The sequence below is a fragment of the Pseudarthrobacter kochi genome, from assembly GCF_055412805.1.
On the sequence record NZ_JBVAYV010000040.1, the window covers coordinates 1 to 22,054 of the forward strand.

A 22,054-nucleotide genomic window follows, 5' to 3' on the forward strand; every position below is an offset into this window, starting at 1 on the left:
CACCCCCCCACGTGTGCGGTGTTGATCCCTGGTTTTTCCTACACCTGTGCCCTCAACTTCCCCCTTTGACGGGGACGGTAGGGTCAGGAAACTCCTAGAACCAGATCTTGATCTCGCGGTCCGCGGATTCCGCCGAGTCGGAGCCGTGGACCAGGTTCTGCTGGACCTTCAGGCCCCAGTCGCGGCCGAAGTCGCCGCGGATGGTGCCCGGGGCCGCCGTCGTCGGGTCCGTGGTGCCGGCGAGCGAGCGGAAGCCCTCGATGACGCGGTGGCCCTCGAAGATCGCCGCGACGACCGGGCCGCTGAGCATGAACTCGACGAGCGGCTCGTAGAACGGCTTGCCGACGTGCTCCTCGTAGTGCTGCTCGAGCAGTTCGCGGCTTGTGTCAACCTTTTTGAGCTCGGCCAGGGTGTAGCCCTTGGCTTCGATGCGGGCGATGATGCTGCCGGTCAGGTTGCGGGTGACGCCGTCGGGCTTGATCAGGACGAGGGTGCGCTCAATGCTCACAGCTGCTCCAATGTGTCTGGGGTGGGTGGGTTTGGCAATAAGTCTAGTTGCTTGGGGCGCCGGGGTGGGCGGCGTCCCAGGCGGCCTGGTCGCGTTCCCGCTGGGTGGCCTCGCGGTCAATCCGGATGCCGGTGCGGATGCCGTACCACCAGGCCACCGCGAAGAGCCCGCCGACCAGGAACATCGCCGGTTCCAGGATGCCGGTCAGGATCAGCACGATCTGCAGGATCCAGCCCAGCGCCACGCCCCACGGCCTTGACAGGACCGCGCACGTGAAGGCATACACGAGGCACAGCGCGATCCCGACGGAGAAGATCAGGACCGGAGGGAACTCGTCCCGCCGGAGTCCGAACACCGTGAGGGTGCCGAAGAGCACCACGAAGGACTCCAGGAGCAGCACCGTCGAGGCAAACATGACCTTGGTGGAGCGGCGTTTCCTGGGCATGCCCGGCCGCCATTCGCGCTGGGCCTTGGTGAGTTTCGCCATGGTCTAGGCGTCCGCCTTTCCGAGCAGGATCCGGGCTTCCGCGACGAGCGTGATGGAGCCGGTGACGAGGACGCCGCCGGCGAGGTCGTCGTTGGCTTCGGCACGTTCCACGGCCCATTCGAGGGCGTCGTCGAGCTTCTCGGCCACGTGGATGTTGTCCTCGCCGAACCCCAGGTCCAGCGCGAGTTCCGCGAGGTCCTCAGCCGGCACGGCACGGGGCGAATTGGACTGGGTGAAGCAGTACTCGGCGGCCAGGGCGCCGAGGGATTCCTTGAGCTGGCGGAGGATTTCCTCGGCGTCCTTTTCCCGCAGGACACCGACCACCACCACCAGCTTGGTGAAGCTGAACGCCTCGTGGATGGCCTCGGCGGAGACCCGGATGCCTTCGGGGTTGTGCGCGGCATCCACGATGATGGTCGGCGCCGTGCGCACCACCTCGAGGCGGCCGGGCGAGGTGACCGAGGCGAAGGCCTCCTGCACCAGCTCGGCGTCGAGCGGCTTCTCGGCACCGAAGAAGGCCTCCAGCGCAGCGATCGCGACGGCGGCATTCTCGGCCTGGTGTGCCCCATGCAGCGGAACCAGGAGGTCCTCGTAGCGGCCCGCGATGCCCTGGATGGTCACCACCTGGCCGCCGACGGCGACGGTGCGGGATTCGACGCCGAACTCGACGCCTTCGAAGCGGAACGGAACGTTCGTTTCCTTGGCCTTTTCCAGCAGCACCTGGGCTGCGTCCCGGGGCTGCGCGGCGCTGACCAGGAAGCCGCCGGGCTTGATGATGCCGGCCTTTTCGTAGGCGATCTCCTCGGTGGTCTCACCCAGGAGGTCCGTGTGGTCCAGCGAGATCGGGGTGACCACAAAGACCTGCCCGTCGCCGACATTGGTCGCGTCGGTGATCCCGCCCAGGCCCACCTCAATGACGGCGACGTTGACCGGCTGGTCCGCGAAGATCGCGAAGCCCAGGATGGTGAGGCACTCGAAGTAGGTCAGCCGGGGCTGGCCCTCGGCCTCGAGCTCGCTGTCCACGATGGCCAGGTACGGCCGGATCTCGTCCCAGATCCGGACGAAGGTCTCATCCGGCACCGGGGCGCCGTCGATGCTGATCCGCTCGGTGACCTTGGACAGGTGCGGGCTCGTGTAGCGCCCGGTGCTCAGCCCGTGGGCGCGGAGTCCGGCCTCGATCATGCGGGCGGTCGAGGTCTTCCCGTTGGTGCCGGTGACGTGGATGATCGGGAACGCCTTGTTCGGCTCCCCCAGGATGTCCATCGCGCGGTGCAGCGGGGCGAGCCGGGGCTCCATCTTGTTTTCCGGCGCCCGGCCCAGCAGCTCGGCGTAGACACTTTCTACGGAGAATTCGTCGGTCATGGACTATGCCTCAACTTTCCTGGCAACACTGACCTGGGGCTCCTTGACCTCGGCCGCAACAGTTTCCAGCTCGAGGGTCAGGGTTTCGGTCTTGACGAGTTCGGCGTTGGCCAGCAGGGCATCGACGACGTCCTGCGTCGCGGTGACCGTGGTGTGGATCCGGTCGCTGACATTGAGTCCGGCGTCCTTGCGGGCCTGCTGGATGGCCCGGACCATGTCGCGGGCCGCACCTTCGGCTTCGAGCTCAGGAGTGACCTCGGTGTTGAGGACCACGAAGCCGCCGCCCGGCAGGACCGCCGCCGCGCGCGATCCCTCGCCTTCCGCGGCCTCGGCCACGACGGTTTCCAGGGTGTATTCCTGAGGCTCGAGCGCGAGCCCGCCCGCGGTGACCATACCGCCATCGTCCACGGACCAGTCGCCGGACTTGGAGCCCTTGATGGCCTGCTGGACGTTCTTGCCCAGCCGCGGTCCGGCGGCCCGGGCGTTGACCACGAGCTTCTGCTCAATGCCGAACTCCTCCGGGGAGGCGCTGTCGGCGTCGAGCAGGCGGACAGACCGCAGGTTCAGTTCATCGGCGACGACGGCGGCGAAGCCTTCCAGCGCAGCCGCGCCGGGTGCCACAACGGTGAGTTCCTGCAGCGGCAGGCGCACCCGCAGGTTGGCGGCCTTGCGCAACGAGGAACCCGTCGAGCAGATCTGCTGGACGCGGTTCATGGCCTCGACCAGCCCGGCGTTGGCCGGGAACAGTTCCGCATCCGGCCAGTCGGCCAGGTGCACGGAGCGCCCTCCGGTCAGACCGCGCCAGATCTCCTCGGAGACCAGCGGCAGCAGCGGGGCCGCGACCCGGCAGACCGTCTCAAGCGCGGTGTAGAGCGCGTCGAAGGCATCAACGCTCTCATCGAAGAAACGCTGCCGGCTGCGGCGGACGTACCAGTTGGTGAGCATGTCCAGGTAGCTGCGCAGTTCGTCGCAGGCGCCGGAGATGTCGTAGCTGTCCAGCTGCGCGGTCATGTTCCGGACGAGGTCCCCGGTGTTGGCCATGAGGTACTGGTCCAGGGTGTCGGCGTAGCCGTCGTAGCGCAGCTTCGCGTCATACCCGGACGCTGTTCCATCCACTGCGTTCGATGCGTTCGTGTACAGCGTGAAGAAGCTGTACACGTTCCACAGCGGCAGGATCACCTGGCGGACGCCGTCGCGGATGCCTTGCTCGGTGACCACGAGGTTGCCGCCGCGCAGGATCGGGCTGGACATCAGGAACCAGCGCATGGCGTCGGAGCCGTCGCGGTCCAGGACCTCGGAGACGTCCGGGTAGTTCTGCAGGCTCTTGGACATCTTCTGCCCGTCCGAGCCCAGGACGATGCCGTGGCTGATGACGTTGCGGAAGGCCGGCCGGTCGAACAGCGCGGTCGAGAGGATGTGCAGCATGTAGAACCAGCCGCGGGTCTGGCCGATGTATTCGACGATGAAGTCCGCCGGGTTGTGGGTGTCGAACCATTCCTCGTTCTGGAACGGGTAGTGGACCTGGCCGTAGGGCATGGAGCCGGAGTCGAACCAGACGTCCAGCACGTCCTCGACGCGGCGCATGACGGACTGGCCCTCCTCCGGGGTGCGGGGGTCATCCGGGTTCGGGCGGGTGAGCTCGTCGATGAACGGCCGGTGCAGGTCCACCTGGCCGGCGTTGTTCAGCGGCAGGCGGCCGAAGTCGGCCTCGATCTCGGCGAGCGAGCCGTAGACGTCGGTGCGCGGGAAATCCGGGTCGCTGGACTGCCAGACCGGGATGGGGCTGCCCCAGTAGCGGTTCCGGCTGATGGACCAGTCGCGGGCGTTGGCGAGCCATTTGCCGAACTGGCCGTCCTTGACGTTGCCCGGGATCCAGTTGATCTCCTGGTTCAGCTCGGACATGCGGTCCTTGAACTTGGTGACCTCGACGTACCAGGAGGACACGGCGCGGTAGATCAGCGGGTTGCGGCAGCGCCAGCAGTGCGGGTAGGAGTGCTCGTAGCTGGCCTGGCGGACCAGCCGGCCCTGCGCGCGCAGCACCTGGGTGATGGGCTTGTTGGCCTCGAACACCTGGAGCCCGGCGATTTCGGCGAGGTCGCCGTGGCCGAACATCGGCAGGAACTTCGCGCCTTCATCCACCGACAGGACCACGGGGATGCCGGCCTCTTCACAGACCTTCTGGTCATCCTCACCGTAGGCGGGGGCCTGGTGGACGATGCCGGTGCCGTCGGTGGTGGTGACGTAGTCGGCGACGAGGAAACGCCAGGCGTTCTCGGTGCCGTACTTCTCGGCGTCATGGAAGTAGTCCCAGAGCGGCTCGTACGTCAGCCCTTCCAGCTCGGCGCCGGTGTGCCGGGAGGTGACGGCGGCTTCGGCAGCCGCCACGCCCTCGGCGCCGTCGCCGTAGCCGAGGTCCTTGGCGTAGGCGCCCAGCAGGTCCGCGGCGAGCAGGAAGCTGCCGGTGACGGGCGCGTCGGCCGAGGCGGCCTTGATCCCGTGCGGTCCGGCCGGCAGGACGACGTAGGTGATGGCGGGCCCGACGGCGAGCGCCAGGTTGGTGGGCAGCGTCCAGGGTGTGGTGGTCCAGGCGAGCGCCTGTACCCCGGCGAGCTGCCTGGACAGCTCCGAGTCCCCCGCCGTGATGGGGAAGGTGACCGTGACGGTCTGGTCCTGGCGGTTCTTGTAGACGTCGTCGTCCATGCGCAGTTCATGGTTGGACAGCGGCGTCTCGTCCTTCCAGCAGTACGGCAGCACCCGGTAACCGTTGTAAGTGAGGCCCTTTTCGTGCAGCTGCTTGAAGGCCCAGAGCACGGATTCCATGTACTCGACGTTGAGCGTCTTGTAGTCGTTCTCGAAGTCCACCCAGCGGGCCTGGCGGGTGACGTAGCTCTTCCACTCGTCGGCGTACTTCATGACGGAGGCGCGGCAGGCGTCGTTGAACTTGTCGATGCCCATCGTCTCTATCTGGGTCTTGTCCGTCATGCCCAGCTGCTTCATGGCTTCCAGCTCGGCGGGCAGCCCGTGGGTGTCCCAGCCGAAGCGGCGCTCGACGCGGCGGCCGCGCTGGGTCTGGTAGCGGCCCACCAGGTCCTTGGCATAGCCGGTCAGCAGGTGGCCGTAGTGTGGCAGGCCGTTGGCGAAGGGCGGGCCGTCGTAGAAGACGAATTCATTGGACCCGGGCTTTCCGCCGGGAAGGTCAGAGTCGCGCTGGTCGATGCTGGCCTGAAAGGTGCCGTCCTCATCCCAGTACTTGAGGATGCGCTCTTCGATCTCCGGGAACTTCACGGAGGCGGATACGCCTGCGGCGTTGGAAGCTGTGTTGGAAGCAGAGGTGGTGGCGCCTGCGCCGGACAGTGCGGCGGAGGCCTTCGGGTAATAAGTCATCTCGACATCCTGGGTTGAGCTGGTGAACAAATGGATTCATTCAGGATGCGAGGACGGCCCTGCATTGTCTTTCAACAACACCGGCACCGCGGTACCACCTCACTTACCGCCGCCGGACCCCTGCGAAAGGAGGGAGCACCGGCGTCGGCCGCTCATTACTGCTGTGACGGGCTTACCCGTCCGGTTCTACCGGCCCCGGCGCACAATCTTCTTACAAATACGGCGTCGGGGCGTTCTTCCGGAAGCTCACCGGTGATGGCCGGGTCAAAGCTGCTACGAGAAGTCTAACAACTCCCGCGGGCCCGCAATGCCTACACTGAATCCCATGATGTTCCGGACCAGAGGCCGCGGTGGCCCGCGTTCGCCTGTGGGCGGGGCGGCCGCCGGCTGGCGGCTGATGGCGGGGCTGGCGGGGGCACCCGTCGTGGTGGTCTCCGTCTTCCGTGCCGTGCCGCGGGAATGGCCCACCACCGTGGTCCAGGTGGTGTCCTTCACCCCGTGGCTGGTGCTGCCCGCCAGCGCCTCGCTGCTGTTCGCGGTGCTGGGCCGGCGGCGGTGGATGGCGGGCGCGGCAGCGGGTCTCGTGGCCGTTCAGCTCTTCTGGCTGGTGCCGCTGGACTACGCCCGGGCCGCGCCCGATTCCGGCGCAGGAACGGTCGAGGGCGCGGTGGAGGTGCGGGCCATGAGCCTCAATGCCAAACTCGGCAAGGCGGACGCGGCGGAAATTGTCCGGCTGGTGCGCGAGAACGGCATCACGCTGCTGACGCTCCAGGAATACACCAAGGCCCTGGAGGACCGGCTGGCCGCTGCCGGCCTGGCCGAACTGCTTCCGAACAGGATCAGCGCTCCTGCGGGCGGCGCCGCCGGGAATGCCGTCTACTCGGTCCACCAGCTGGTGGCCGAAGGCAAAGTACCCGACTCGCATTTTCCGATGCCGATGATCCGGCTCACCGCGGAGTCCCGCGGGCAGCGGGCCGTCGTCGAACTGACCAACGTCCATACGCGCGCGCCCGTGGGCGTGGGCCTGCCGAAATGGCGCAGTGACCTCTCGGCCCTCGGCCAGCTGGCTGCCCGGCCCGGGAACGTGGTGCTGGCCGGCGACTTCAACGCCAGCTATGACCATGCCGAGTTCCGGCGGCTCCTGGAGGGCGGGGACCGGGCCGCAGTGGACGTCGGGATGGCCCAGGGGTCCCGGCTGGTCCCCACGTGGCCGATGGACGACGTGCTGCTTCCCGGCATCACGATCGACCATCTGGTGACCAGCCCGTCGGTGCGCAGCGCGGCCTACACCGTGCACCGGGTGCCCGGAACGGACCACGCCGCCATCATGGCGACGCTGACCGTCCCGGCCACCGTCTAGGCGTTCATCCTTAGGATGGCGTCGGGCCGCTCAGCGTCCGGGTGAGCTCGAAGCGGTGCGGCAGCTTCAGGCCTGACTCGGCCATGACGTCCCGCAGACGATCCGGGTAGTCCGTGATGAGGCCGTCGACGCCGTCGGCGATGAGGGCGCGCATGGTGGGCTTGTCGTCAACGGTCCACGGAATGACCTGCATGCCGGCGGCGTGTGCACGGCTGACCATGTCGGCGGTGACATACGGGACGTAGTCCTGATCCGTGACCGCTCCATTCTGGGGGGTGCCGTGCACCGGGGAGATGGCGTTGACGCCGAGGGAGGCCGCGGCTGCGACCAGGTCCCCGCCAAAGTCGTCCGCGTCGATGCCGCCGAGCCACGGCGAACTGCCGGGCTGGCCCGCCTGAAGGAAGTCCTTGTTGGTCAGGGCCACGGTGGGGATCTGCGGCTGGCGCTCCCGGACCAGGCGCAGCGATCCCCAGTCGAAGCTCTGGATCGAAACCCGGCTTTGCATGTGGGCCTTGTTGATTTCCTGCAGCGCGACCTCCACGAACTGTTCACGAGGGGCCGTCCCCTCAGGTGCACCGGCTTCGACCTTGGTTTCGATGTTGAACCTGACTTGGCTTGCCCGGTAGGAGTCAGCCAGGGCGAAGACCTCAGCGAGCGTGGGCATCCTGGCACCCGGGGATGCCACCTGCCCGGGGAACTGCGGCTGGGTCAGCGAACCGCAGTCCAGGCTCCGGACCTGGTCGAAAGTCAGGTCCTTGAGGTACTTGCCCACATACGGAAACAGCGGGTCGGCCGCGGCCAACATCGGGCCACCCCTGTCCCACGGCAGGGCCAAGCGTAGATGAACGCCAGGCGCCCCTTCTCCGGCCGGCCCGCCGGACCCCGGCTAGGCCGTGCGGATCAGCTTGTAGTTCGCGGCCTGCGCGACCGGGCGGATCACAATCTGGTCCAGGTTGACGTGGTGCGGCGCCGTGACGGCGTACCGGACGACGTCTGCGACGTCAGCCGCGGTCAGCGGTTTCTCGACCCCCTGGTAGACCTTTGCGGCCGCCGACTGGTCGCCGAGCCGGTTCAGGGCGAATTCCTCGGTCTGGACCAGGCCGGGTGCCACCTCGATCACGCGGAGGTTGTGCTCGGCCTCCTCGAGGCGCAGCGCCCCGGTCAGCGCGTGCTGGGCGAACTTCGCCGCGTTGTAGCCGCCGCCGCCCTCGTAGGCGGACAGTCCCGCCGTCGAGGTCAGGTTCAGGACCGTGCCCTCGCCGCCGGCGCGCAGCATGGGCAGGAATGCCCGGGTGAGCTTCATGGTGCCGAGGACGTTGACCTCGAACATCCACTCCCAGTCCTCGGTCTTGGCCTCGGCCACCTTGTCCGCGCCGCGGGCGCCGCCGGCGATGTTGATGAGCGTGTCGATCCCGCCGGCGCGGGTCACCTCGTCGAGGAGCCGGGCGACGTCGGCGTCGTCGGTCACGTCGGCCGGAAGCGCGACGGCGCCGGTTTCCGCGGCGAGCGCCTCGAGCCGGTCCGCGCGGCGGGCGACGGCGTAGACGGTCCAGCCCTCGGCCCGGAGCGCACGCACGGTGGCCTCGCCAATTCCGGTGCTGGCGCCGGTGACAACTGCTGCTTTGTTCTGGATTCCTTCAGTCATGGCACCACCCTAACGGCTTAGCGCTGCAGGAACTCCTGCAGGACCCGGGCATGGTTGGTCTGCGGGTCCCTCGCCGCGAACAGCAGTGTCACCTTCCCGTGCTCGGCGGCCAGGTCCCGCAGCGTCTGCACGGCCGGGTTGCCGTCGAGCTCGGCCTCATAGGCGGTGCGGAAGCCGGCGAAGCGTTCCTGCATGTGCGCGAACTCAGTCCGCAGCGGCGGGGAGGGCGCCACCTCTTTAAGCCATAGCTGAAGCTGCGCGCGTTCCTTGCTGATCCCCCGCGGCCAGAGCCGGTCCACCAGGACCCGGCAGCCGTCGTCGTCGGCGGGTGCGTCATAGATGCGCTTGATCACAAAACCTCCGGCACTTTCCTGAGAATCACCCATCTGCGCATGCTACTGCAGGCCAAGCTTGCGGGACATGGAAGAATTGCCCCATGGCTGAAGACACGCAGGGTACAGACACGCCCACCACCGCCCCCATCAACGTTCCGGACAAGCCCGCCCTGGAGGGGCTGGAAGACGCCCTCACCCGGCGCTGGCTTGACGAAGGGACCTACAAGTTCAACCCGAACACCACCCGGGAGCAGGTCTACTCGATCGACACTCCCCCGCCCACGGCGTCGGGTTCGCTGCACGTCGGCCACATGTTCTCCTACACCCAGACCGACGTCCTGGCACGCTACCAGCGCATGACCGGCAAGAATGTCTTCTACCCGATGGGCTGGGACGATAACGGCCTGCCCACCGAACGCCGCGTGCAGAACTACTACGGTGTACGCTGCGACCCCACCACCGCGTACGACGCCGGCTACCGGCCCCCGGCGGAGCCCGCCAAGAACCAGCGCGATTTCGACGTCGTCTCGCGCCGGAACTTCATCGAACTCTGCGAGGAACTCGCCGTCGAGGACGAAAAGGTCTTCGAGAACCTGTTCCAGACCCTTGGCCTGTCCGTGGACTGGGACCTGACCTACCGCACCATCGACGACAAGTCCCGGGCCATCTCCCAGCGCGCCTTCCTGGCGAACCTCGCCGCGGGCGACGCCTACATGGCCGAGGCCCCCACCCTGTGGGACGTCACCTTCCGCACCGCGGTGGCCCAGGCCGAACTTGAGGACCGCGAAGTCGCCGGCGCCTACTACCGCTACCCCTTCTTCACCGAAGACGGCGAAAAGATCTACATCGAGACCACCCGGCCGGAGCTGCTGGCCGCCTGTGCGGCGCTCGTGGCGAATCCCGACGACGAACGGTACCAGCCGCTGTTCGGCAAGAAAGTCACGTCGCCCCTGTTTGGCGTCGAGGTGGAGGTCAAGGCCCACCCGCTCGCCAAGGCGGACAAGGGCTCCGGCATTGCCATGGTCTGCACCTTCGGAGACCTCACCGACGTCACCTGGTGGCGCGAGCTCCAGCTGCCCACCCGCGCGATCGTGGGCCGCGACGGCCGCATCATCGGCGAGACCCCGGAGTGGATCACCACCGCCGAAGGCCGCGCCCACTTCGAAGCCATCGCCGGCAAAACCGTCTTCAGCGCCAAGGAAGGTGTGGTGGAGCTCCTGGCCGCCGCGGAACTCCTCGACGGCGAGCCCAAGAAGATCATGCACCCGGTGAACTTCTTCGAAAAGGGCGACAAGCCCCTCGAAGTTGTGACCTCCCGCCAGTGGTACATCCGCAACGGCGGCCGGGACGCGGAGCGCCGCGAGCGGCTCATTGCCCGCGGCCACGAGATCGATTTCCACCCGGCCTTCATGCGCTCACGCTACGAGAACTGGATCTCCGGCCTGAACGGCGACTGGCTCGTGTCCCGCCAGCGCTTCTTCGGTGTGCCGGTGCCCGTCTGGTACCCGCTGGATGCCGACGGCAACCCGGACTTCGCAGCCCCGGTCGTCCCGTCCGACGCGCAGCTGCCGGTGGATCCCGCAGCGGATGCGGCACCCGGCTATGAAGAAGCCCAGCGCGACGTGCCGGGCGGTTTCACCGGTGACGCCGACGTGCTGGACACCTGGGCCACCTCCTCGCTGACCCCGCAGATTGTGGGCGGCTGGAGCACCGACGAAGCGCTCTTCGCCAAGGTTTATCCCTTCGACGTGCGCCCGCAGGGCCACGACATCATCCGCACGTGGCTGTTCTCCTCCGCGGTGCGCGCCGACGCCCTGCAGGACTCCGCGCCGTGGAAGCACGCAGCCATCTCCGGCTGGATCCTGGACCCGGACCGCAAGAAGATGTCCAAGTCCAAGGGCAATGTGATCGTCCCGACCGATGTGCTCGAGGAGTACGGCTCGGACGCTGTCCGCTACTGGGCGGCCTCGGCCAAGCTCGGCGCGGACACCGCCTATGAGATCGCGCAGATGAAGATCGGCCGCCGGCTGGCGATCAAGCTGCTCAACGCCTCGAAGTTCGTACTGAACCTGGGCGCCACCGAGGACTCCGTGGTTTCCGGGGACCTCTCCGTGCTCAGCAACCCCCTGGACCGGGCTGTGCTGGCCCAGCTCTCCGACGTGGTCCAGCAGGCCACGAAGGCGTTCGAAAGCTACGACTACGCCCGGGCCCTGCAGATCACGGAGAGCTTCTTCTGGCACTTCACCGATGACTACGTGGAGCTCATCAAGGACCGCGCCTACGGTGCCGCGGGCGGAACCGAGCAGGCTTCCGTCCTCGCAGCCCTGGCGACGAGCCTGGACACGCTGCTGCGCCTCTTCGCCCCGTTCCTGCCCTTCGCCACGGAGGAAGTCTGGAGCTGGTGGCGTACCGGCTCGGTGCACCGGGCCCAGTGGCCGTCGGCCGTCGAGATCGACGGCGACACCACGCTGCTTGCGACTGTCGGGACCGCGCTCAGCGGCATCCGCAAGGCCAAGTCGGAGGCCAAGGTCAAGCAGCGCACCGAGGTCCTGTCCGCGACCATCACGGCCCCGGACCCGCTCGCCACGCAGCTCAGGGCCGGCCTGGCAGACCTCAAGGCAGCGGCCAACGCCCGGGAGATCACCCTTGTGGCCGGCGACGGCGAACTGACCGTCAGCGACGTCGTCCTGGCCCCCGCCGAGGAGCCCGCACCGGCCTAGCGGCAGCCCACAGGACAAACAGGACGGGGGCTCCTGCCCGGCTCAGGCCGGGCAGGGAGCCCCCGCTTCGTTCTCAAAGGTTTTGCCGTCCGGGCCTTAGACCTCGAAGGAGGCCTCGAAGTGCGTCAGCACCGGCGGGACAGCCAGGAGCTCCCCAAGCGCGCTCACTCCGTCGCCTGCCCGCCACGCGCGGTAGGCGGAGTCGTGCTCCAGCGACGCCCACTGTTCCACCACCAGGAAGTGCGCCGGATCCTTGCTGTCGACGAGCACATCGACGCCCAGGCAGCCGTCAAACGCCCGCGTATCGGCGAGGATGCCGCGGAGCACGGCCGGAGCCGTGGGCAGGGATTCCGCTGTGAGGAACAGGTCAAGGTGGGCTGTGATGGGCATGGCGCTCCATTGGTCGCAGGTGGGCACAGGACACAGGACTAAACGGGGCGGGATGCCTGGACATCCCGGCACCGGAGAGATGCCCTGCCATTGGAGCCAACAGCGCCACCGACGGGCTTGTTCCTTCGGCTCTGATCAGCGGTCCTTAGTCCGCGGCCCGGGCGCCGGAACCCGGGCCTGGCTGTTCCGCTTCGCTGATCGCCCAGGCGGCGCTGACGAGCCCGACGTGGCTGAACGCCTGCGGCGGCGCGCATTCCCGGTTCGTCCGCCGTGTCTGCCGATGCCCGCGGCCAAGCTGTGTGACCGGCCGGTGACGGCAGAGCAGGTCTGGGGCGGGCCCGCCACCACGCGCTGGACAGCTTGCCGCTGCCGGCCGATGATTTCCTACAAGAGCGAGAGCTCACGACACGCTAATGTGGGGGCACCCCAAAGCAAAGAGAGCACCGTGGGCACGGTGGTCATGTACAGCTCGGTGTCGGTGGACGGCTTCATCGCGGACGAGCACGACCAGCCCGGACCGCTGTTCGACTGGTTGTCCAGCGGTGACGTCCCGTTGGACGAGAGCGGCGAGTTGAAGGTGTCACAAACGTCCTACGACTACACCCGGCCGTACTGGGACCAGATCGGGGCGACAATCGTCGGCCGCCACGTCTTCGACATTACGGACGGCTGGGACGGGAAGCCTCCGGGCGGGGTCGACCACGTGGTCGTCGTGACCCACCGGCCGAAGCCCGAGGACTGGGACCCCGAGGGGCCGTTTCACTTCGTCGACGGCGTCGTACCCGTCGTGGTCGGGTCCGGCAAGCGCTACTTCGGGTCGGTCCACGCGCAGCACCTGTTGGAGCATCCTGACGTGGTGATTCAGGGCATCCGGGTGCTTCACCTGCGCTATCGGGTGCGCCGTTGACCGATCTGAGCGGGTGTACGCAAAGAGGTCGACTGCGAACGGTGACACAAGTTCGGGCCTCCGGCTGCGTTTGCGCATCGCTGTCCCGGGCCGACGCGCCAGCCACCATCCAACGAGCGACTACACCCGCCGTCCGCCGTCCGGGGCGCCTTTGAATAGGATTCCGGCCCCTTAGGTCCCGTGTTTGCGGCGTGTCCGTGTCAAAGTGCCCCCGGACCGCCTACGACGGGCCGAAACCAGGACGCGCCCGGCACGCCGGGGATTTACCCACGCTTTGTCCAATAACCCTGGTTTGGGGCAAAGGGGAAGCCCCATCAGCGTTTTGCCGTTGGTGGGGCTTCGACTTTTCGATTGCCACGTGACGTCTTCGGCAATCTGGCGGGATCCTTGGATTTTCAGGTCTTCCTACCTCGTCACTGGTAGCCATCATCTGACTTTGCCGAAGGCTGCGTCGGATGAGTGTCACTGAATCTTTGGTTCCTGCGTCCCGTTTCTTTCGAAGTGGGTAAGTTCAATTGTGATCCCACCCGGACGCATGCACAAGGGCCCCGGCAGAACTACATCAGAGTAGTTCTGCCGGGGCCCTATGCCGTTCCTGTGCCGCCGTTTTCCGGCCCGCCGAAGGCTAGTTGAACACGGGGCTTTCAGTCCGGCTGCGCTTGATTTCGTAGAAGTACGGGAACGACGCCAGGGTCACCGAGGCATCCCACAGACGGCCGGCGTCCTCGCCGCGCGGGATGCGGGTGAGCACGGGGCCGAAGAACGCGGTTCCGTTGAAGGCCACAATCGGCGTGCCGACGTCCTGGCCCACCAGGGAGATCCCGGCCTCGTGGCTGGTGCGGAGGGCGGCGTCGAATTCGTCGTTCTGGCCTGCTGCCGCGAGCTCCGCGGGGAGGCCGACCTCGGCGAGGGACTTGGAAATGACCTCGGCGATGTCCTGGTTGCCCTCGTTGTGGATCTTGGTGCCCATGGCGTCATACAGCGCCTTAACGTACCCGGTGCCGTGCTGCTGGGCGGCCGCCGTGATCACGCGCACCGGGGCCCAGGCCTTGGTGAGGAAAGCCTTGTACTCCTCCGGAAGCTCCTCGCGGCCATCATTGAGCATGCCGAGGCTCATGACGTGCCATTCGGTGCTGATGTCGCGGACGTCCTCCACCTCGCTGATCCAGCGGGAGGTCACCCAGGCGAAGGGGCACATCGGGTCGAACCAGAAGTCCGCCTTGTTGGTGGTTGCGTCGGTGGTCAGGGATTCAGGCACAGGTAGTCTCCTTCGGGAAGTCTGCGGGGAAAGGTGCGCTGCCGCGGCTCGCATGCCATGGCTCGAAAAACGGGCGCATCACAAGTCACAGCGGCCGGTGCGGCCTGTTTATTCCGGATCAGGCGGATTTGCGGCGCTTGACGTCGTGGGCGATCAGCGTGGGCGCCGCCTTTTTGGAGACGACGTCTTCGGTAATGACCACCGTGGCGATGTCGTCGCGGCTGGGCAGGTCGAACATCACGGGGAGCAGTACTTCCTCCATGATGGCGCGGAGCCCGCGGGCACCGGTGCCGCGTTCCAGCGCCTGGTCGGCGATCGTGTTGAGCGCTTCCTCATCGAAGACCAGCTCGACGCCGTCGAGCTGGAACATCTTCTGGTACTGCTTGACGAGGGCGTTCTTCGGCGTGGACAGGATCTGGATGAGCGCCGCCCGGTCCAGGTTGGAGACCGTCGTGATGACCGGGAGGCGGCCGATGAACTCCGGGATGAGCCCGAACTTCAACAGGTCCTCGGGCATGACCTCGCCGTAGGAGTCGGTGTTGTTCTTGACCTCGTTGAGCGGGGCGCCGAAACCGATGCCCTTGCGCCCGGACCGCGACCCGATAATCTCCTCGAGGCCGGCAAAGGCGCCGGCGACGATGAAGAGCACGTTGGTGGTGTCGATCTGGATGAATTCCTGGTGCGGGTGCTTGCGGCCGCCCTGCGGCGGAACCGAGGCGACCGTGCCTTCCAGGATCTTCAGCAGGGCCTGCTGCACGCCCTCGCCCGAGACGTCCCGGGTGATGGAGGGGTTCTCGCTCTTGCGCGAGATCTTGTCGATCTCGTCAATGTAGATGATGCCCTGTTCGGCCTTCTTGACGTCGTAGTCGGCGGCCTGGATGAGCTTCAGCAGGATGTTCTCAACGTCCTCGCCGACGTAGCCTGCCTCGGTCAGCGCGGTGGCATCGGCGACGGCGAAGGGGACGTTGAGGCGGCGGGCCAGGGTCTGCGCAAGGTAGGTCTTGCCGCAGCCTGTAGGGCCAATCAGCAGGATATTGGACTTGGCGATCTCGACGTCGTCGTGGTGCACGCCTTCGGCGAGGCTGCCGCTCTTGGGGGCATGGCCGGCCTGGATACGCTTGTAGTGGTTGTAGACCGCGACGGCGAGCGAGCGCTTGGCGGGCTCCTGGCCGATCACGTATTCCTGCAGGAAGTCGAAGATCTCGCGGGGCTTGGGCAGCTCGAAACTGCCAAGGTCAGCTACTTCGGCGAGTTCTTCTTCAATGATCTCGTTGCAGAGTTCAATGCACTCGTCGCAGATGTAGACGCCGGGCCCGGCAATGAGCTTCCGAACCTGCTTCTGGCTCTTTCCGCAGAAAGAACACTTCAGCAGATCCGTGCTCTCGCCAATCCGAGCCATATGTGAACCCCTTTTAGTATCTTGCTGCCGGCTGTGTCCTACTCCTGCGCAGCGCTGCACCCGTTACTGGAATCACGGACCTTCCCTGAGGGAGGCCAGCCGTGACATGTTCCACTCTAGGTCACTTTGGGCCTGTTGGGTGGAAAGCCGACACCGGTGCGGCCACTTGACGTGGGCTGCACCGGTGCCGGGAACTGCTTGTTACGTACCTGTTGCGCTACTTGGTGATGGCCTGGGGCTTCATCTTGCGCGAATCCAGCACCTGGTCGATCAGGCCGTACTGCATGGCCTCGGCCGCGGTGAGGATCTTGTCGCGCTCGATGTCGTTGTTGACCTGCTCCGGCGTCCGGCCGGAGTGCTTGGCCAGCGTGTTTTCGAGCCATTCCCGCATGCGCATGACCTCGGCAGCCTGGATCTCCAGGTCGGAGGCCTGGCCGCCCTGGCCGCCGGACAGTGACGGCTGGTGGATCAGGACGCGGGCGTTCGGCAGGGCAAGGCGTTTGCCCGGCGTGCCTGCTGCGAGAAGGACGGCTGCGGCGCTGGCGGCCTGGCCGAGGCAGACGGTCTGGATCTCCGGGCGGATGTACGTCATGGTGTCGTAGATCGCCGTCATGGCGGTGAAGGAGCCTCCCGGGGAGTTGATGTAGAGCGTGATGTCGCGGTCCGGGTCGGTGGACTCGAGCACCAGCAGTTGCGCCATCACGTCATCGGCCGAGGCGTCGTCAACCTGGACGCCGAGGAAGATGATGCGGTCCTCGAACAGTTTGGTGTACGGGTCCTGGCGCTTGAAGCCGTAGGGGGTGCGCTCTTCGAACTGCGGCAGCACGTAGCGGCTGCCCGGCAGGTTACCGGCAGTCGAACCGAAGTTGTAGTTCATGTTCATTGCTCCTGAATTCATTGCTGTCTCCGTGCCGGTCAGTTCTCGGTTGCTGCGTCGGCTGAGCCGCCTGCGTTTGCGCCGGAGGCATTTGTTCCGCCGCCGCCGGCCACGGACCCCGCGTGCGCCGCGATCTTGTCGAAGAAGCCGTATTCGAGGGCTTCCTTGGCCGTGAACCACTTGTCGCGGTCGTTGTCCTTGAGGATGGTCTCGACCGACTGTCCGGTCTGATCGGCCGTCAGCTCGGCCATGACCTTCTTCATGTGCAGGATCAGCTCGGCCTGGATCTTGATGTCGGAGGCCGTGCCGCCGATGCCGCCGGAGGGCTGGTGCATCAGGATGCGCGCATTGGGGGTGGCGTAGCGCTTGCCCTTGGTACCGGAGGAAAGCAGGAACTGCCCCATCGAGGCGGCAAGGCCGGTGGCGACGGTGACGACGTCGTTCGGAATGAACTGCATGGTGTCATAGATGGCCATGCCTGCGGTGACCGAGCCGCCCGGTGAGTTGATGTAGAGGTAGATATCCTTCTCGGGGTTCTCGGCCGAGAGCAGCAGCAGCTGCGAGCAGATCGCGTTGGCGTTCTCGTCGCGGACCTCGGAGCCGAGCCAGATGATGCGCTCTTTCAGCAGGCGGTTGTAAATGTAGTTATCCTGGGCTGCCGGATCGACAGTAGCCATCCGGGGTGCCCCTGCTTGCTGTGACATATGTACTTACCTCTCGCTGGCGACGGTGACGCCACTGGACGACATCACTGAACTTTCCTACATGGACACTAACGGTTTTCCCGGCTGCTTTGTGCTTAGGCGCGGGGCTGTTCGCTGACGGCGCACGATTGCCCGGGCGGGTTCATCACGGGCTTAAAAACCGCACCCCCGGATCAAAGATCCAGGGGTGCGGCGGAATTAATACTCGAACGGGAGTGTTAGAACTTCACTGCCGCCGGGTCATCGTTCTTGGCGGTCTCGGGTGCTGCTGCCTCTTCGGAAGCGGCGTCCTCGACGTCGGCCTCGACAGCTGCCTCAACCGACGCCTCTTCGCCGCCGGGGCGGACGAAGTCGCTGAGGTCAACCTTGTTGCCCTCGGTGTCGGTGACCTCGGCCTGGCCCAGCACAACGGCCAGGGCCTTGCGGCGGCGGACCTCGGAGACCATCATCGGGACCTGGCCGCTCTGATCGATGATCTGGGCGAACTGGTTCGGGTCCATGCCGTACTGGCCGGCAGTGGTGACGATGTAGTCGATCAGCTCATTCTGGCTGACGTTGACTTCTTCCTTTTCGGCGATGGCGTCAAGGATAATCTCGTTCTGGAAGGCGCGCTCGGTGTTGGCCTTGACCTCGGCGCGGTGCTCCTCGGTGTCGTGCTCACCTTCGCCGTGCGCGTTCTCGGCGTTGAAGTGCTGCTCGAGCTGCTCTTCGACGACGGAGTCCGGGACGGGTACGGCTACCAGCTCGACGAGCTTGTCGAGGACCTTGTCGCGGGCTTCGACGCCCTGCTCAACAACCTTGGACTCCGCGGCCTGCTTGGCGAGGTCCTCGCGGAGCTCGGCCAGCGTGTCGAATTCGGAGGCCAGCTGTGCGAAGTCATCGTCAGCCTCGGGAAGCTCGCGCTCCTTGACGGACTTGACGACAACCTTGACCTGGGCGGACTCGCCGGCGTGCTCGCCGCCCACGAGGGTGGTGTCGAAGATGGCGTCTTCGTCGGCGCTGAGGCCGGTCACGGCTTCGTCGAGGCCTTCGAGCATGGTGCCGGCGCCGACCTGGTAGGACAGTCCAGCGGCGGAATCAACCTCGGCGCCGTCGATGGAGGCGGTGATGTCGATGGTCAGGAAGTCCTTGTCGGCGGCCGGGCGGTCCACGGACTTCAGCGTGCCGAAGCGGCCGCGGAGTTCGTCCAGGGCCTTGTCGACGTCGGCGTCGGTGGACTCAGCAGCGGCAACCTCAACCTTGATGCCGGCGTAGTCGGGCAGTTCGATCTCGGGGCGGACGTCAACCTCAGCGTGGAACTTGAGTTCGCCGTCGGTGGCGGACGGGTCCGGGACCTCGGTGATCTCGACCTCGGGACGGCTCAGCGGGCGGATGCCGGTTTCCTGAACTGCTGCCTGGTACCAGCCGTTGAGGCCGTCGTTAATGGCAGTTTCCAGCACGTAGCCGCGGCCAACGCGCTGGTCAATGAGCTTGGAGGGGACCTTGCCCTTGCGGAAACCGGGAACCTGGATCTGCGAAGCAACAGTCTTGTATGCCTCTGCGATGCTGGGCTTCAATTCCTCAAAGGGGACCTCAACATTGAGCTTGACCCGCGTGGGGGTGAGGTTCTCGACAGCGCTCTTCACAGTCTAAGTACTCCTGGTTTTAGGGGGTGGGGTTCTGCACCGCCAAGGGTCTGGCAGTACCTGCAGAGTCGGGGTGACAGGATTTGAACCTGCGACTTCCTGCTCCCAAAGCAGGCGCTCTAGCCAAGCTGAGCTACACCCCGTAAGTGCACAGAACAGTCTACGGTCAAATTGTGCCGGTTTGCACATTTGACACCGGGGCCCTGAATTAGGTTTAGTTGTATCCGGCTTCAACAGCCGCCCGGAAGTTTCGCTGGATGGTTCCTGCAAATTCCCGGGGACGTAGCTTAATGGTAAAGCCTCAGTCTTCCAAACTGATTACGCGGGTTCGATTCCCGTCGTCCCCTCCGAAATATGACGAAAAAGCCCCTCTCCGGAGGGGCTTTTTTCGTGTCCACCCCATCGACTGCTCCGCAGTTGCCCTTCTCGCGGTTCAAAAGGGCAGTTGTGGAGCAGTCGACGCGGGGTCGACGGCGCACCTCGGGGTTCAGGGTGTCTGGCAGCCGGGGCACCAGTAGAGCTTGCGGGCGCCGAGATCGGTCAACGCCACCGGCGATCCGCAGTCACGGCAATCGAGCCCCTGCCGCCGGTAGACGAAATGGGACTCCTCCGGGGCCGGCAGTCCGTTACGGGATCCGCCGCCCGGCGGGGCGCCGCCGGCGGGCCCGCTCCAGTACTGCGGGGGCGTTGTGATAATCCGGCCGTCGCGGACGCCGTCGGACATCACCGCAACGGTGTCGTCCCAGAGCTGCCGGGCCGCATCCACGGCGAGCGCATTGCCCGGCAGCCAGGGGTCCAGGCCCTGCCGGAACAGCAGTTCGGCGCGGTAGACGTTGCCGACGCCCGCAATGACCTTCTGGTCCATCAGCAGGGCCGCGAGCGGCGTGCGCCTGGCCAGGATCCCGGTCACGAAGGAGTCCCGGTCGCCGGGCAGGTTCCGCAGCGGGTCGGGACCGAGACGCGCCAGCACGGCCGCGGCCTCTTCCTCCGTGATCGCCGCGCAGGTGGTCGCGCCGCGGAGGTCGGCCCAGCCATGGGCGCTGGCGAGCCGGACACGGACGGCGCCGACCGGCGCGGGCGGGCCCTCGTACGGGCCCGGCCCAGCCGTTGCGCGGTCGTCGTAAACCTCCCGCTCCCCCACCTTCCGCGGCGCGCCGATGCTGGACGCGCCCCGGAAGCCGGCGTCGCCGCCGAAGTCCCACGCGCCGTAGAGGCCGAGGTGGACGTGCAGCAGCAGCCCGTGCTCGAACTCCAGGAAGAGGTGCTTCCCGTGCGCGGTGGAGCCGGTGAGGGTGTAGCCGTCCAGCAGCGCCGCACCCTGGACGAAGCGCCCCTGCGGACTCGACACCGCGAGCCGCTCCCCGATAAAGACGTCGCCGAACTGGCGGGCCAGCCGATGGACGGAATGCCCTTCCGGCACTAGGCGACGACCTCGCCGGTGCGCTCATAGGCGGCGATCTTACCGATCCGGCGGACGTGGCGCTCGTCGTTGCTGAAAGGTTCGGCCAGGAACGCCTCAATGATTTCCGTGGCCTCGTCGACGCTGTGCTGGCGGCCGCCGACCGCGACCACGTTGGCGTCGTTGTGATCGCGCGCCAGCTTCGCCGTGGACAGGTTCCAGGCCAGCGCGGCCCGGACACCCTTGACCTTGTTGGCGGCAATCTGCTCGCCGTTGCCGGAGCCGCCGAGCACGATCCCGAGGGCGTTGGTGCCGGCCTCCTGGTCCGCAACCACCGCGAGCGCGGCATTGATGCAGAAGGAGGGGTAGTCATCCAGGGCGTCGTAGACCTTGGGGCCGTGGTCGAGAACCTCGTAGCCTTTGGCGCTGAGGTGGCTGACGAGGTGGGCGCTGAGTTCCATGCCGGCGTGGTCGGTGGCAATGTGCACGCGCGGGAGGTCAGAGGGGGTCACGGCGTATCCGTTCAGTTGGGCAGATCAGTGAAGTCACGTGGGCTGCGGATGCGGTTTGGAGGCTGTTCCCAGCCTACTAGGGCACGGCGCGGCGGGCTTCTTCGGCTGCCGGCCGGACTTCACAGACCGGCGCCGCCGGTGCGGTGCGCCCGTGCCGCCACCCGCGAGATCACCTGCGCGACGTTGTCCGCCGTCGTGGCGCTTCCGCCGCTGACGGTCAGGGTCCGTCCGTCGGAACGGTCGACGACGACTGCCGGTCCGCTGCTGACCAGCAGCGCCGTCGTGGTGCCGTGGCTGCGGTAGCCCCAGCCGCCGTAGTCCGCCGCCTTGATCTCTTTCGGCGTCGCCGACTCGATGGCGGCGGCCGGCACGTCCATCACCCGCACGAACCCGGCGGCGAAGACCCGCAGGCCGCTCCGGTCCACCCGGATGCGGGCGAACAGGCACGCGGCGGCCAGCAGGGCCAGTGCGACCAGGAAGGCAGCCAGCCAGGGGACGGCGATGGTGAGGAGCGCGGCGGGAAGCAGGGTGGCGATCCCGAGCATGACGAAGACCGAGCTGCGGGCGTGGACCCACAGGCTCACCGAATCACGGGCCAGCTCGGGATCGAGCTCGCGGGCCAGGGCTTCCGCGATGGCCCGGTCATCGTCGGCGGACCAGCGTTCGTCGGCCTTGAAGACGAAGCCCATCACGACGCCCAGGCCCAGGGCGGCGCCGCTGCCCATGGCGAGCACGGCGACGTCCACCTGGGCGTCCCGCGCGTTGCCGAGTCCGAGCTGTCCGACCAGCACGGCGGCCAGGACGGTGGTGATGAACAGGCTGACGAACAGTCCGGCACCCATCATGATCCGGCGCATCACGGCCGGACGGGACAGCGGCACCGCCTGCACCAGCACGGCACCGCCGAGCACCACGATCATGGCCGCACCGACGCCGACGACAGCCCCGAACGGTGCGAAGTCCGCGGCGGCGCCCTCCGCCCAGCGGACTGCCAGCGGCTCGGGCAGGTCGGGGCGGATGAGGAACGCGCACACCACAAACGCCGCTGCAAGCATCAGCGGGAACCCCACGGCGAAGCGCAGCGCCCTGGCGTCGACTGAATCCCGAAACTTTCCCATACCCCCAACGCTACCCCCGGAGATTCGGCCTTCGGTATGTTGGTGTGACCCAGGCAACTTGCCA

Annotated in this window: 19 protein-coding genes and 2 tRNA genes; 4 read left to right on the plus strand and 17 right to left on the minus strand. The window is 66.7% G+C overall.

Annotation, left to right across the window (positions count from 1 at the left end; genetic code table 11):
* Nucleotides 1-94 precede the first annotated feature (94 nt).
* Genes ndk through ileS form a run of 4 tightly spaced genes read right to left on the minus strand, consistent with a single transcriptional unit; the run spans nucleotide 95 to nucleotide 5,741 of the window.
* Nucleotides 95-508, minus strand: a complete 414-nt coding sequence (ndk, locus tag ACZY0Y_RS16125; RefSeq protein ID WP_463881394.1) for a nucleoside-diphosphate kinase — start codon at nucleotides 506-508, stop codon at nucleotides 95-97.
* 43 nt (nucleotides 509-551) lie between these two features.
* A complete protein-coding gene (locus ACZY0Y_RS16130; protein ID WP_463959110.1) occupies nucleotides 552-995 on the minus strand; it encodes a DUF4233 domain-containing protein in 444 nt (147 codons plus the stop codon).
* A gap of 3 nt (nucleotides 996-998) precedes the next feature.
* Nucleotides 999-2,357 (minus strand): bifunctional folylpolyglutamate synthase/dihydrofolate synthase, encoded by a 1,359-nt coding sequence (locus tag ACZY0Y_RS16135; protein ID WP_463959112.1) that lies wholly within the window; start codon nucleotides 2,355-2,357, stop codon nucleotides 999-1,001.
* Nucleotides 2,358-2,360: 3 nt separating this feature from the next.
* Complete coding sequence (ileS, locus tag ACZY0Y_RS16140) at nucleotides 2,361-5,741, minus strand: isoleucine--tRNA ligase (RefSeq protein ID WP_463959114.1); 3,381 nt, start codon at nucleotides 5,739-5,741, stop codon at nucleotides 2,361-2,363.
* Nucleotides 5,742-6,066: 325 nt separating this feature from the next.
* On the opposite strand from ileS, the gene ACZY0Y_RS16145 reads away from it, so the two are divergent.
* Complete coding sequence (locus tag ACZY0Y_RS16145) at nucleotides 6,067-7,101, plus strand: endonuclease/exonuclease/phosphatase family protein (RefSeq protein WP_463959115.1); 1,035 nt, start codon at nucleotides 6,067-6,069, stop codon at nucleotides 7,099-7,101.
* A gap of 10 nt (nucleotides 7,102-7,111) precedes the next feature.
* On the opposite strand, the gene ACZY0Y_RS16150 is transcribed toward ACZY0Y_RS16145, so the two are convergent.
* The 3 genes from ACZY0Y_RS16150 to ACZY0Y_RS16160 form a co-directional block, all read right to left on the minus strand.
* Nucleotides 7,112-7,906: a glycerophosphodiester phosphodiesterase family protein gene (locus ACZY0Y_RS16150; RefSeq protein ID WP_463959117.1), complete on the minus strand. Its 795-nt coding sequence runs from the start codon at nucleotides 7,904-7,906 to the stop codon at nucleotides 7,112-7,114.
* Nucleotides 7,907-7,987: 81 nt separating this feature from the next.
* Complete coding sequence (locus tag ACZY0Y_RS16155; protein WP_463881381.1) at nucleotides 7,988-8,746, minus strand: SDR family oxidoreductase; 759 nt, start codon at nucleotides 8,744-8,746, stop codon at nucleotides 7,988-7,990.
* 17 nt (nucleotides 8,747-8,763) lie between these two features.
* Entirely contained in the window at nucleotides 8,764-9,132 is a 369-nt protein-coding gene (locus tag ACZY0Y_RS16160; RefSeq protein WP_463881378.1) for a DUF488 domain-containing protein, read from the minus strand.
* 50 nt (nucleotides 9,133-9,182) lie between these two features.
* Between ACZY0Y_RS16160 and valS the strand changes: the two genes are divergently transcribed.
* Nucleotides 9,183-11,801 carry a valine--tRNA ligase gene (gene valS, locus ACZY0Y_RS16165; protein ID WP_463881376.1) on the plus strand — a complete coding sequence of 873 codons (2,619 nt, stop codon included), beginning with the start codon at nucleotides 9,183-9,185 and terminating at the stop codon, nucleotides 11,799-11,801.
* Between the two features lie 96 nt (nucleotides 11,802-11,897).
* Here the strand turns inward: valS and ACZY0Y_RS16170 are convergent, their stop codons facing one another.
* The gene (locus ACZY0Y_RS16170; RefSeq protein WP_463881373.1) at nucleotides 11,898-12,191 is read right to left on the minus strand and encodes a putative quinol monooxygenase; all 294 of its coding nucleotides are present in this window, start codon (nucleotides 12,189-12,191) and stop codon (nucleotides 11,898-11,900) included.
* Nucleotides 12,192-12,636: 445 nt separating this feature from the next.
* On the opposite strand from ACZY0Y_RS16170, the gene ACZY0Y_RS16175 reads away from it, so the two are divergent.
* Nucleotides 12,637-13,098 (plus strand): dihydrofolate reductase family protein, encoded by a 462-nt coding sequence (locus ACZY0Y_RS16175; RefSeq protein ID WP_463959119.1) that lies wholly within the window; start codon nucleotides 12,637-12,639, stop codon nucleotides 13,096-13,098.
* A 625-nt stretch (nucleotides 13,099-13,723) separates the two neighbouring features.
* Here the strand turns inward: ACZY0Y_RS16175 and ACZY0Y_RS16180 are convergent.
* From ACZY0Y_RS16180 to ACZY0Y_RS16205, 6 genes are all read right to left on the minus strand, one after another.
* A complete protein-coding gene (locus ACZY0Y_RS16180) occupies nucleotides 13,724-14,356 on the minus strand; it encodes a mycothiol-dependent nitroreductase Rv2466c family protein (protein ID WP_463959121.1) in 633 nt (210 codons plus the stop codon).
* Between the two features lie 118 nt (nucleotides 14,357-14,474).
* A complete protein-coding gene (clpX, locus tag ACZY0Y_RS16185; RefSeq protein WP_160665406.1) occupies nucleotides 14,475-15,755 on the minus strand; it encodes an ATP-dependent Clp protease ATP-binding subunit ClpX in 1,281 nt (426 codons plus the stop codon).
* Nucleotides 15,756-15,972: 217 nt separating this feature from the next.
* Entirely contained in the window at nucleotides 15,973-16,632 is a 660-nt protein-coding gene (locus ACZY0Y_RS16190) for an ATP-dependent Clp protease proteolytic subunit (RefSeq protein ID WP_463884607.1), read from the minus strand.
* 38 nt (nucleotides 16,633-16,670) lie between these two features.
* Complete coding sequence (locus ACZY0Y_RS16195; RefSeq protein ID WP_463884602.1) at nucleotides 16,671-17,309, minus strand: ATP-dependent Clp protease proteolytic subunit; 639 nt, start codon at nucleotides 17,307-17,309, stop codon at nucleotides 16,671-16,673.
* 245 nt (nucleotides 17,310-17,554) lie between these two features.
* The gene (gene tig / locus ACZY0Y_RS16200) at nucleotides 17,555-18,961 is read right to left on the minus strand and encodes a trigger factor (protein ID WP_463884600.1); all 1,407 of its coding nucleotides are present in this window, start codon (nucleotides 18,959-18,961) and stop codon (nucleotides 17,555-17,557) included.
* Nucleotides 18,962-19,029: 68 nt separating this feature from the next.
* A tRNA-Pro gene (locus ACZY0Y_RS16205) sits at nucleotides 19,030-19,104 on the minus strand.
* 133 nt (nucleotides 19,105-19,237) lie between these two features.
* Here ACZY0Y_RS16205 and ACZY0Y_RS16210 point away from each other — a divergent pair.
* Nucleotides 19,238-19,308: transfer RNA gene (locus tag ACZY0Y_RS16210), tRNA-Gly, on the plus strand.
* A 140-nt stretch (nucleotides 19,309-19,448) separates the two neighbouring features.
* Here the strand turns inward: ACZY0Y_RS16210 and ACZY0Y_RS16215 are convergent.
* The 3 genes from ACZY0Y_RS16215 to ACZY0Y_RS16225 form a co-directional block, all read right to left on the minus strand.
* Nucleotides 19,449-20,381 (minus strand): Fpg/Nei family DNA glycosylase, encoded by a 933-nt coding sequence (locus tag ACZY0Y_RS16215; RefSeq protein WP_463959123.1) that lies wholly within the window; start codon nucleotides 20,379-20,381, stop codon nucleotides 19,449-19,451.
* The gene (locus ACZY0Y_RS16220; protein ID WP_463884595.1) at nucleotides 20,381-20,872 is read right to left on the minus strand and encodes a ribose-5-phosphate isomerase; all 492 of its coding nucleotides are present in this window, start codon (nucleotides 20,870-20,872) and stop codon (nucleotides 20,381-20,383) included. The genes ACZY0Y_RS16215 and ACZY0Y_RS16220 overlap by 1 nt, the downstream gene beginning before the upstream one ends.
* A gap of 119 nt (nucleotides 20,873-20,991) precedes the next feature.
* Entirely contained in the window at nucleotides 20,992-21,990 is a 999-nt protein-coding gene (locus tag ACZY0Y_RS16225) for a hypothetical protein (protein ID WP_463959125.1), read from the minus strand.
* Nucleotides 21,991-22,054: the final 64 nt, after the last annotated feature.

Coding starts and splice junctions, on each gene's coding strand:
- ACZY0Y_RS16130 (WP_463959110.1), bottom strand. CDS start 995: ATGGCGAAACTCACCAAGGCCCAGCGCGAATGGCGGCCGGGCATGCCC.
- ACZY0Y_RS16135 (WP_463959112.1), bottom strand. CDS start 2,357: ATGACCGACGAATTCTCCGTAGAAAGTGTCTACGCCGAGCTGCTGGGC.
- ileS (WP_463959114.1), bottom strand. CDS start 5,741: ATGACTTATTACCCGAAGGCCTCCGCCGCACTGTCCGGCGCAGGCGCC.
- ACZY0Y_RS16145 (WP_463959115.1), top strand. CDS start 6,067: ATGATGTTCCGGACCAGAGGCCGCGGTGGCCCGCGTTCGCCTGTGGGC.
- ACZY0Y_RS16150 (WP_463959117.1), bottom strand. CDS start 7,906: ATGTTGGCCGCGGCCGACCCGCTGTTTCCGTATGTGGGCAAGTACCTC.
- ACZY0Y_RS16155 (WP_463881381.1), bottom strand. CDS start 8,746: ATGACTGAAGGAATCCAGAACAAAGCAGCAGTTGTCACCGGCGCCAGC.
- ACZY0Y_RS16160 (WP_463881378.1), bottom strand. CDS start 9,132: ATGGGTGATTCTCAGGAAAGTGCCGGAGGTTTTGTGATCAAGCGCATC.
- valS (WP_463881376.1), top strand. CDS start 9,183: ATGGCTGAAGACACGCAGGGTACAGACACGCCCACCACCGCCCCCATC.
- ACZY0Y_RS16170 (WP_463881373.1), bottom strand. CDS start 12,191: ATGCCCATCACAGCCCACCTTGACCTGTTCCTCACAGCGGAATCCCTG.
- clpX (WP_160665406.1), bottom strand. CDS start 15,755: ATGGCTCGGATTGGCGAGAGCACGGATCTGCTGAAGTGTTCTTTCTGC.
- ACZY0Y_RS16190 (WP_463884607.1), bottom strand. CDS start 16,632: ATGAACTACAACTTCGGTTCGACTGCCGGTAACCTGCCGGGCAGCCGC.
- ACZY0Y_RS16195 (WP_463884602.1), bottom strand. CDS start 17,309: ATGGCTACTGTCGATCCGGCAGCCCAGGATAACTACATTTACAACCGC.
- ACZY0Y_RS16225 (WP_463959125.1), bottom strand. CDS start 21,990: ATGGGAAAGTTTCGGGATTCAGTCGACGCCAGGGCGCTGCGCTTCGCC.